The sequence below is a fragment of the Pseudomonas sp. GW821-FHT02A08 genome (genome assembly GCF_059422045.1).
Genome location: NZ_JBWKWD010000073.1, coordinates 1 through 9,811, shown reverse-complemented (window position 1 = coordinate 9,811; position 9,811 = coordinate 1). Strand labels below are relative to the sequence as shown.

Here is a 9,811-nt window from a genome sequence, read left to right as displayed (position 1 = left end):
GTTCGGCTGCGAAGCAGTCGTAAAATCAGTCATTGCGGTACGTCAGGCAGGCCGCGTCAGCTGGACTCACGACTGCTGCGCAGCCGAACGCAGCCTCGCGGGCTCGGCAGCTGCTACGGATCGCATTACCGCTTAACTGACTGGCATTAGGCCAGGAGCCCGTCGTTTCAGGCCGGGGCATTGTCAGCCGGCAGCAACAGTTCGACACCCTGATTGCGGATGCCATCGGCCGCGGCAGGGGTCAACGCGTCGTCACTGAGAATGATGTCGAACTGCTCGAGTCCGGCGATCCTGTACATGCTGAAGGTGCCGTATTTCGAACTGCTGGCCACCAGCACCACTTGCGAAGCCGATTGCATCGCGGCTTGCTTGACCTCAACCTTGAGCGCCGAAGGGGTGGTGAGGCCGCGACGCAAATCCCATGAACTGGTGGATATGAACGCGATGTCGGTAACGACCTGACGCAAGGTGGCAACCGCCAGACCGCCCACGCACGATTGATTGGAGTGATCCAGTTGCCCGCCGGTATGAATCACCGTGACATGGGGGGCTTCGATCAGTGCCTGTACAATGCCGAAGTCATTGGTCACCACGGTCATGCCGGACAGCGCCTTGATGTAGGGGACGATTTCCAGCGTACTGGTTCCCGCATCCAGGTAAATCGTCATGTCGGCATGCAGTAGCCGGGCGGCGAGCCTGGCCATGGCCTGCTTCTGCGGCAACTCGACCACCGCCTTGATCTGATGGCTGGGCTCGCTGTGCAACTGGCTGGCGATCCGCACCCCACCCGTTACCGAGTAAGCACGACCTTCCTGCTCCAGCAACGCGATGTCGCGGCGTATGGTCATGTGCGAGCAGTCGAACATTTCCATCAATTGATGAACGCTCAGCACCTGATGCTTGCGCAACTGTCGCAGCATCAACTCACGGCGCTGTTCAGGGATCATCGGTGCGCCGCTTTCGGCGGCGATGTCCTTTTGACTAGGCATTCGGGCTCCAGAAAGAAGTAATCCGCAGACAGGGAAGGCGGGTAAACATAGTAGCGAATCTGCCGCCGGATCAGTAGCGCGACGAGGCACCGGAGTGGTTTCATGCACCGGGTGCAGGTGCCGGAAAATTTCGACACGCTGCTTCAAAAGGCGTTTTACTGGAACAAGTCGTGCGGATTATCGAGGGCTGCGTGTTCTTGGCAGCCGGTACTGGCTGGATGCCGAGTTCAAATCTACACCCGCCCAGGTTGAGGACCAGCCCATGTCCAGGTTCCTCTGCGCCATGCTGTTCGCGCTGCTGCTCGTCGGCTGCGCCACCGAACATCCATATCCGCGTCTTCAACCCTTTGCATCTGGGGCGCAGCACCGTGGTCACCCGAACCATGGGCCGCATGCTTGATCTTTCCCAGCAACACCGACGCATGCACAACAAACTGTGGCTGGCCGACAATAGCGCAGCCATCGTCGGCGGACGCAACCTGGGTGATGAGTATTTCGACGCCAAGCCCGACCTCAACTTCACCGACATGGACCTGCTGTGCATCGGTCCGGTCGCCGAGCAGTTGGGGCACAGCTTCGATCAGTACTGGAACAGCGCCTTGAGCCAGCCGATCAGCGACTTGCTGCGCAACAAGCCGACAACGCAAGACTTGCTCCAGAGCCGTCAACGCCTGGAGCAATCGCTCCAGGTCTCACGTATCGAGAGCAAGGTGTTGTACAACCATCTCATGTCCTACCAGACTCAACCGCAGCCCGAGACCTGGCGCAAGCAACTGATCTGGGCCCATAACAAGGCCATGTGGGACGCTCCGAGCAAAGTCCTGGCCGACGGCGAACCGGCCCGTGCGCTATTGATGGCCACACAACTGCGGCCTGATCTCGATGGCGTCAATAACGAGCTGATCATGATCTCGGCCTATTTGTTCAATTTCGACCCGCGTTCTGTGTTCTGGAACACTGAAGTCGGGGTGCTGGTCGATAGTCCCGAGCTGGCCGGCCAAGTGCGCCAACTTGCACTTGAGGGCATGGCGCCGGCCATGAGTTACCAGGCCCGACTGGAAAACGGCAAAGTCGTCTGGCTCACCGAGGACGACGGTCGCCAGCAGACCTTGCGCAAGGAACCCGGCGGCACATGGCGCAGCTTCAAGGCCTGGCTCAGCGACAAGATCGGCCTGGAGAAAATGCTCTAGATCGAAACCCTGAGTACAGCCTCTGACCTTACGCCCACGGCGTCACTGCCTGGCTACCAACGCAGACGTTATTCATCCTCGTAACGGCGGTCAGCGTCCACTCGGTATCGGGCAAGTAGAACCAGGCGTCGGGCATGTGCTCGATCTGCTGCAGAACTTCGCGGATGCTGTAGGTCTTCATCGGGACCTCAGATGGATGGGATCAGCCAACAACTTCCTTGATCAAGGCGTCGATGGATGAAAAGGCCAGCCCATCGGTGATGGACGGACACCCCGAGCCCAGCAGGTAAAACCGTTCAGTTGCGGATCTGTTCACCAGTATCAATCGGCCGCCTGAGTCGTCACCGATCAACAGATATTCTGGAAAGAACTCTGCTATTTCGTATGTCTGTTGACGTTCGCTTATTTCATCCGTCGAATAGATTTTCACCTGGTCTTCGATCATCGCGCCGTCGCAGAACGACCAGAATCCGGTTATCCATGAGCCAGGGTCGATGGATAGCTGTTGCGCTGCATGGGCGATCTTTTCAATGCCGGCAGGCGGGTTTTTTTCTGTGTGGTGCAAGTTCACAAAATCTTCAAACACCTTGAACGGGTGATCCATTTTGACTCCCAGTGATGCCATATTCAGCGCAATCGACCTTGAGTGAGCAGGGTGCCGGGCATGTGCAGTTGCACATAGCCAATGACCAGCACCATCGACAGGCAGAACAGCCATTGCAGCCGGCTGAGCCCGGCAATCCGGTAGATCGCCTGCAGGGGCTTTCGCCAGCGGTACTGGCGGTCCGTGGGGACTGCACTGGCGGGCTGCAGCAGGCCGATCACTCCGGTGATCACATAAGTCGCCAGCCCCAGTACCCCGAGCCAGTTCCAGATAACCAAGGCCAGTACCAGCAACGGACCGCCATTGCGTATCACAAGGTAGCGACGATCCGCGGTCAGTTTGTGTCGTACAAACCATTCGCTGGCGCGCAGGTCGAGGTCGTACAGGTTCTCCGTCAAGGTGGTCCAGTGGCTGAGCAGCCATTTGCCGACCTGCGCCGCCAACCAGCCACCCAGTGCATAGAGTGGCAGCATGAGCAGCACAATGAGTCCGGAACCGCCCAGGTTGTTCAGTGCAAGGGCGATGGTCAACACGCAGGCCGCGCGTTTCACGCCATAGGGCGGGTCCTTGTGGCCGATGAGTGCCTTCCAGAACCACGGATCGCGGTTGGGGAACATGCCCGTCAAATCGGGGAAGCGAGTGGCAAAGGCCTCTGCCAATTGTTCGCAGGCTTGCCAGTCAGCCTCGGCGAAACCCTGGGCCAGTTCCGCCTGCTGCGCGGGCTGGGTCGACAGCAGGAACAGCGCGGCGGCATTGGCGCGCGCACTGGGATGTTGCTGGCGTTGCTGCATCAGAGAGCGCAGTTCGCCGAGCCAGGCTTGCTGCTCGCAGCGCCGGCGCAGTGCTTGCCACTGGTCCTCGGCAATGGGCACAACCGCCGCTTGAACATCCCAGGCGAACAACTGACACACTCGTTGGAACAGTTGCTCTGACCAGTCCTCGGTATTCAGGAACAGGTTCAGAACCTGTACCTGAAGCGCCTGACGACGAGCGAAATCACCGAGCCAGGGTTGGCGGCTGTGGTGTTCCAGGCAGTCCAGGAAGAGCTTCTGTTCGCCACTTGCCAGCAGATGATCAAGCTTGCGGTAAAGCGCTGCGGTGAGGGCGAGGGTCAACTGTTGCTGGTGAAACTCACTGGCAGGGATCTGTTGCCAGGGCGTCAACCATTGACGCTGTTCAAGACCCCAGGCCAGCAGGGACTCATGCGTTTGAGGGTCGTCCACGCAACGCTGGAACAACAGCCGTTCGAATTCGGCGTTGCAGCCCCTGGCCGATGCCTCGGTCCAGTAGCGATCAACCGCCTGATCATCAAATCCGGATAACAGTTCAACGGCCTGCTCGTGCAGGGACCGCGTGGGTGTCAGGCTCGGGTGTGGCCGGTGTTGTGCAACGGGCCGAGCGGTAATGTCAGTTGCAACCCGATCAACCTCGTCCCGGCCCTCGCGCAGGATTTGCAGGGCTTGCTCATAGGCTTCACGCAGTTGCTGGAAGGCGACGGGATCCTCATCCGGACGTCTGACCTTGAGCAGCTTGGCGTATTGGCGCTTGATGCTGCGCTCGTCGGATCGGGCGGGCAGGTCGAGGACTTCCCAGCAATCGAAAACAGGTTCCATGGCTCAGAATCCACCACCGGTTTCGAGCAGGCCGATGCGCTCGCTCAGATTGTTGCGAGCCTGGCGGATGACACGCTCGTCCTGGCTTGCCAGTGCCTGCTGAAACAGGCTTGCCCACTGGTCAATCTGCTCACGAAGCTCGCCCAGGCTTTCTTGATACAAGCGCTCCAGACGGGCCACCAGCAGGGTATTGGCCTGCTGATCGCGGGGATGCACCTTGAGCTCGGCCAACGCTTTGAGGCGCTCGGCGATTTCTTCGCTACTGAGCACGCCCGGATTGTTTTCGATCACCAGGGTGCGCTGTTCACCGGTCATGGGGATGCTCACCTGACACTCCAGAATGCCGTTGTTGTCGTAGGTGAAGCGCACGTCCAGTTCGACGACGCAACCGGTATTCACCGGGACCGGAATCTCCAGCTCACCCAAGACGATGTTGTCGCGCACCAGGCGACTCTCACCCTGGTAGATCTTCACCAGTACGCTTTCCTGCAAGTCATGAACGGTACACACGGTTTCGACCCGGCTGACCGGGACCGTACTGTTGCGTTCAATGATCGGCAGATAGTGCCCTTGCTCATAGTGTTGGCCCACCCGTTGCGAGACTGCTATGCCCAGGGTGTAGGAGCAGACGTCGGTCAATACCACTTCTTCCAGGGCGGTGCTGCGGGACTTCAGCGCCGCCTGGATCGCGGCGCCATGAGCCACGGCTTCGTCGGGGTTGATGTGGATGGAGGGGAAGCGGCCGAACAGCCCAGCGGCCAGTTTGCGCACCAATGGCATGCGGGTGGTGCCGCCCACCAGCAGCACTTCGTCGAGCTCGTTGATACGGATTCTGGCATCGCGCAGGGCGCGTTCAATCGGATTGCGCAGGCGCTCGAGCAAGGGCGCGAACAATGTGGCCATCTCGTCCTGGGTAAAAACATGCTTCCACTGCTGGCCGTCCACACGCAAGACAAACTCGCTCGCCAGTTCCTGCCCCAGCGCCTGGCGTACCCGCTCGGCTTCGCGGCGCAGTGCCTGGGCCATCGATTGCACTGGCGCAAATCCTGGCTGGTCGCGCTGGGTCTGGATAAAGCGCTCGGCCAGCACCTGGTCGAAATCCTCACCGCCCAGATAGTTGTCGCCAGCGCTGGCCCGTACCTCCATGACGCCGTCGAACAGTTCCAGGATGGACACGTCGAAGGTGCCGCCGCCCAGATCGAAGACCAGGAACGAGGTTTCCTTGCCGTGCTGCGGCAAGCCGTAGGCCAGTGCGGCGGCGGTCGGTTCGTTGATGAGCTTGTCGACTTTCAGGCCGGCCAGTTCGCCGGCGATACGGGTTGCCTTGCGCTGCGCGTCACTGAAGTACGCGGGGACGCTGATGACCGCCTCGGTCACCGGTTCGCCGTAGGCACGTTCGACGTCTTCCTTGAGGCTCCTGAGCACCAGCGCCGAAAGTTCTTCAGGGCGCAACGACTTCGTACCCAGTTGCACGGTGTGCGCGCTGCCCATATGACGCTTGAACAACGCGGTGGTCATGGCAGGGTGGGTGTGCAGCCGCTCGCGGGCAGCCTGGCCGACCAGGATCCGGCCTTCATCGTCCAGCCCCACGACCGAAGGGGTCAGTAATTGGCCCAGTGCATTAGGTACCAGAACACTGGCATCGTTATGCCAGACAGCCACCAGACTGTTGGTGGTACCCAGATCGATTCCGACAATCATCAGTGCTTTCCTTTTCCATGACTTGACTTAACAAGCCTGTTCTTCCTTGACCAGCAGAGGCAGATCCTAGACACCTGCGATCATTTTTTCCAATGAAGGTTCAATGTCCGCACGCTAGATAAGAGGACGGGGCCGCAACCTGCAGGTGATGGACATGATTGGGCTGAAGCATGGCCATGAGGTTTTTGGCCGATTGTTGCCTGCCGCGACGGGTGGCAACCACCCAACCCCGACCTGCCACAGCGACTGGAAATCCAGGGACGATTCACTCAAAAGGGTGACGCGGGCAAGCTGGATGTCTTCTGACGTTTTTGCCTGCACCTGCATGACTCAGGCTCCTTGCAGTAAACGGAGGGTACCTTATGCCCTTACTTTTGAGGGTAATGAATGAAACAGGGACAAGTTCTGCTGTTGGCTTTGTTGTTTATGTTTTTGACGGGTTGCACGACTACGCCACCAAAAGACCAAGACAATCTCTGCAGTATTTACCGTGAGTATCCCGACTGGTATGAGGATTCGCTGCAAATGCAGAGTGAATATGGGACACCCCTGCATGTGGCCATGGCGATCATGAAGCAGGAAAGCAGCTACGTGGCGGACGCATTGCCGCCTCGTGACTACCTGCTCTGGGTGATCCCCTGGGGGCGAGTCAGTTCGGCCTACGGTTATGCGCAGGCTCAAGACCCTGTGTGGGGTGAGTACAAGGACAATACGGGCAACGGTGGTTCGCGTGACAGTTTTGACGACGCGATCATGTTTATCGGTTGGTACACCACTGGCACCCAGCGTCAGCTCGGAATCTCCAAATGGGACACTTACAATCAGTATCTGGCGTATCACGAGGGGCGTGGGGGCTTTAGCCGCAATACCTATCGCAGTAAACCGTGGCTGATGCAGGTTGCCCAGAAAGTGCAAAAGCAGTCAGAGATTTACAACGCGCAACTGAAAGTGTGTCGCCAAGAGTTGGAAGATGGTCGTAGCGGGTGGTTTTAAAGCATCTACGAAAAAATCCCCGCACCTCCTGGGGGAAGATGCGGGGCAAGGTATTACACATGGTGAGGAAGGTCGGCCTCCTCAAATGCAGACTGGCTGTATTCGAAGCGTCCGTTAAAGGTGTCACCTGTAAACCTCACCTTGGCCAACGCCCCCCTCGACGCATATTTAAAGTCGAGGGAGAGGGACGAGCGAAATCAATAATTATCAAAAACAGATTATTAAATATGGATATGACGGCGTGGATAGCTTCTCGGTGATGGCGTCGCGAGGTTAAGCCAGGTCCAACAGAAGTCTGGCGGTGCTGGTAGGCAAGGGGTGAGGTGCATTGATCCGGCCTTCCAATCTGTTCACGAACGCCAGGGCTTCTGCGTAGCTGCGAAACTCAACGCACCACGCGTTCATCCATACATTCCAGCCTTCCGGTTTGCTCGCTTTCTCGATTTTTATCAGCATCCTAGAATCCCTCCATGTGGTGGTTTAGCCCACATTTAAAGCCGATGGAGGGGGGCGGTGGAAATTAATAATTATCAAAAATTGATATACGGCGGCGGGGGATTCAGACGTTTGAAACGTGTTTGCGTTCGATTGGGGGCATGCTCTAAACCAAGGGCTTGCAAGCGATAGTGGATGCAAGCCCTTGTTTGTTTCTGTTCCATTATTTCTGTCTTGATCGTGATTGCCTGATGCTTTCAGGACGCCGGGTCTGCCTTGCGACGATTGCTGCCGGCCGGGTTGCCGGTATCAATCAGCCTTCTTTCCAGCAGTACGTTTTCCAGGGCCTGGCGGTCTGACGGGTTCATCTGATGTTCTCGCTCCTTGAGTTCCAACAGGATCGGGGTCGACCACTGGCGGTAGGTTTGTTCGGCACTACGATTGAGTGACATGGGTTCCTCCTTAATCAGGCTCCTGCCAATAAAGGCGCCGCACTTCGACACGCCAAAAACCCTAGTCGACGAAGCAGGTTCCCGCCACTGCTTCACGTCGGACTGCCATTGCCCCAGATGCCCGTAGCGGCAGTGCGCCGTACGTAGTCGCCGAAGTCGCGCGCCGGGCGTCCCAGTGCCCGCTGTACGCCATCGGCCACGGGTGTGTTGCGGCCGTCCAGCACAGTCGTGAAGAGATACAACACCAGATCGATCAACACCGGGGGAAGTTGGTCCTGTTCCATTGCCTGTCGATAGGCATCCGGCGGTACGGCCACGAATTCGATGTTGCGACCGGTGGAGCGGGCAATCTCGGTCACGGCTTGAGCAAAGGTCAACGCCCGAGGACCGGTCAGTTCATAGAGCTGGCCGGTGTGCCCGGGTTGGGTCAGTGCCGCGACGGCACACTCGGCGATGTCTTCTGCATCGACAAAGGGCTCGGCGACCTGGCCGACGGGGAGTGCGAGTTCACCGTGCAGAAGGGGTTCAAGAAAGTGTGCCTCGCTGAAATTCTGGCAGAACCAACTGGCCCGCAGAATCGTCCAGTCAATCCTGCTGTCTTGTACGACGCGTTCGGCCTGCTCCGCTTCCACTTCGCCGCGCCCGGATAACAAGACCAGTTTGCGGACGCCGCTTTTCACCGCCAGGTCGGTGAACGCCTGGATGGTCTCAAGGGCGCCTGGAACGGCGAGATCAGGTTGAAAGGAAATGTAGACGCAATGGACGCCATCGATCACGGCGTCCCAGGTCGAGCGATCTTCCCAGTCGAAGGGTGGATTGGCGTCGCGGGAACCCCGGCGAACGGGCAGGCCGGCGGCTTCGAGCCGCTCTGTGATACGCCGTCCGGTTTTGCCGGTGGCGCCGAGGACCAGCGTGATTGGTTGGACAGTTTTCATCGCGTTCATCTCCATCGGGTAATGTGAGTGATGCTCATGTTTAAAAGATGATAGATGCTCATGTTTTGCCGTCAACCCATCAAGTCGAATTCCCCGACGTGTGGTATCTGTTGTTGGGTGTAGGGAGTGGCGATGCTAAGGTGAGTACATGTCACGTTTTTGATCGGGAATTCACTCGTGCGCAAAAAAACCTCTGAAACCCTCGAGCAGCCTGCGGAAGCAGTTCGACGCAATCCCACGCAACAGCGCAGCCGCGATCGTCAGGAGCGGATTCTGGCGATGGCGACTCAATTGATTGCGGACAAGGGCAGCGATCAACTCAAGATGAGTGAAATCGCCGAGCGCTCCGAGATCTCGATCGGTTCCCTTTATCAGTACTTCCCCGACAAGAGTTCCGTGATTCGCACGCTGGCCGAGCGCTATAACGCTGAGAGCCGCCGTTGCATTGCAGAGGCAATGGCGGCCGTCGAGGATGCCCGGGGTTTGCAGGCTGCCTATTCGCAGTTGCTCGATATGTATTACGAGATCGTGATGGCGACACCGGTGATGCGTGACATCTGGTCCGGTATGCAGGCCGACAAGCAGTTATTGCAGCTGGAACTGGAGGAAAGCCGGGTTGCAGGGGGGCTGCTGGCCCAGGCCATGCTTCGCGTATTTCCGGAAAGCGATGAGCAACAGGTTCAGGAATCCGCGTTTTTGATCTGGCACCTGGGCGAGGCGACCATGCGCCTGGCGGTCACTTGTGCGCCAGAGGAAGGGCGAGCACTGGTCGAGGCATTCAAGCGCATGTCCCTGCGCGAAGTTATGGAGCCCAGGTGCCTGATGCCAGTCAGTTAAGCAATTTCAGCCGCGACACCCTTTGTAGCAGCTGCCGAGCCCGCGAGGCTGCGTTCGGCTGC

Annotated in this window: 9 protein-coding genes and 1 pseudogene; 3 read left to right on the top strand and 7 right to left on the bottom strand. The window is 58.4% G+C overall.

Annotated features, from left to right (window positions below; translation table 11 throughout):
* Positions 1-167 precede the first annotated feature (167 nt).
* The gene (locus tag AC07W4_RS27660) at positions 168-989 is read right to left on the bottom strand and encodes a DeoR/GlpR family DNA-binding transcription regulator (RefSeq protein ID WP_495034710.1); all 822 of its coding nucleotides are present in this window, start codon (positions 987-989) and stop codon (positions 168-170) included.
* A gap of 308 nt (positions 990-1,297) precedes the next feature.
* Between AC07W4_RS27660 and AC07W4_RS27655 the strand changes: the two are divergent.
* Positions 1,298-2,179, top strand: a pseudogene (locus AC07W4_RS27655) (phospholipase D-like domain-containing protein); the annotation flags it as partial.
* A 28-nt stretch (positions 2,180-2,207) separates the two neighbouring features.
* On the opposite strand, the gene AC07W4_RS27650 reads toward AC07W4_RS27655, so the two are convergent.
* From AC07W4_RS27650 to AC07W4_RS27635, 4 genes are read right to left on the bottom strand one after another with little or no spacing between them, the layout of a single operon-like run.
* The gene (locus AC07W4_RS27650) at positions 2,208-2,360 is read right to left on the bottom strand and encodes a hypothetical protein (protein WP_495034709.1); all 153 of its coding nucleotides are present in this window, start codon (positions 2,358-2,360) and stop codon (positions 2,208-2,210) included.
* A 21-nt stretch (positions 2,361-2,381) separates the two neighbouring features.
* Complete coding sequence (locus tag AC07W4_RS27645; RefSeq protein ID WP_495034708.1) at positions 2,382-2,783, bottom strand: hypothetical protein; 402 nt, start codon at positions 2,781-2,783, stop codon at positions 2,382-2,384.
* Between the two features lie 23 nt (positions 2,784-2,806).
* Positions 2,807-4,396 (bottom strand): hypothetical protein, encoded by a 1,590-nt coding sequence (locus AC07W4_RS27640; protein WP_495034707.1) that lies wholly within the window; start codon positions 4,394-4,396, stop codon positions 2,807-2,809.
* Between the two features lie 3 nt (positions 4,397-4,399).
* Positions 4,400-6,097, bottom strand: coding sequence for a molecular chaperone HscC (locus tag AC07W4_RS27635; protein WP_495034706.1), 1,698 nt, complete (start codon positions 6,095-6,097; stop codon positions 4,400-4,402).
* Positions 6,098-6,484: 387 nt separating this feature from the next.
* On the opposite strand from AC07W4_RS27635, the gene AC07W4_RS27630 reads away from it, so the two are divergent.
* Entirely contained in the window at positions 6,485-7,090 is a 606-nt protein-coding gene (locus AC07W4_RS27630; RefSeq protein WP_495034705.1) for a transglycosylase SLT domain-containing protein, read from the top strand.
* Between the two features lie 692 nt (positions 7,091-7,782).
* On the opposite strand, the gene AC07W4_RS27625 is transcribed toward AC07W4_RS27630, so the two are convergent.
* A complete protein-coding gene (locus AC07W4_RS27625) occupies positions 7,783-7,977 on the bottom strand; it encodes a hypothetical protein (protein WP_495034704.1) in 195 nt (64 codons plus the stop codon).
* Positions 7,978-8,069: 92 nt separating this feature from the next.
* Positions 8,070-8,912, bottom strand: a complete 843-nt coding sequence (locus tag AC07W4_RS27620) for an NAD(P)H-binding protein (protein WP_495034703.1) — start codon at positions 8,910-8,912, stop codon at positions 8,070-8,072.
* A gap of 177 nt (positions 8,913-9,089) precedes the next feature.
* Between AC07W4_RS27620 and AC07W4_RS27615 the strand changes: the two genes are divergently transcribed.
* Positions 9,090-9,749, top strand: coding sequence for a TetR/AcrR family transcriptional regulator (locus AC07W4_RS27615; RefSeq protein WP_495034702.1), 660 nt, complete (start codon positions 9,090-9,092; stop codon positions 9,747-9,749).
* Positions 9,750-9,811 lie beyond the last annotated feature (62 nt).

Bases quoted from the DNA above. Each gene is read 5' to 3' on its own strand.
- AC07W4_RS27660 (WP_495034710.1), bottom strand. From the start codon at position 989: ATGCCTAGTCAAAAGGACATCGCCGCCGAAAGCGGCGCACCGATGATC.
- AC07W4_RS27650 (WP_495034709.1), bottom strand. From the start codon at position 2,360: ATGAAGACCTACAGCATCCGCGAAGTTCTGCAGCAGATCGAGCACATG.
- AC07W4_RS27645 (WP_495034708.1), bottom strand. From the start codon at position 2,783: ATGGATCACCCGTTCAAGGTGTTTGAAGATTTTGTGAACTTGCACCAC.
- AC07W4_RS27640 (WP_495034707.1), bottom strand. From the start codon at position 4,396: ATGGAACCTGTTTTCGATTGCTGGGAAGTCCTCGACCTGCCCGCCCGA.
- AC07W4_RS27635 (WP_495034706.1), bottom strand. From the start codon at position 6,097: ATGATTGTCGGAATCGATCTGGGTACCACCAACAGTCTGGTGGCTGTC.
- AC07W4_RS27630 (WP_495034705.1), top strand. From the start codon at position 6,485: ATGAAACAGGGACAAGTTCTGCTGTTGGCTTTGTTGTTTATGTTTTTG.
- AC07W4_RS27625 (WP_495034704.1), bottom strand. From the start codon at position 7,977: ATGTCACTCAATCGTAGTGCCGAACAAACCTACCGCCAGTGGTCGACC.
- AC07W4_RS27620 (WP_495034703.1), bottom strand. From the start codon at position 8,912: ATGAAAACTGTCCAACCAATCACGCTGGTCCTCGGCGCCACCGGCAAA.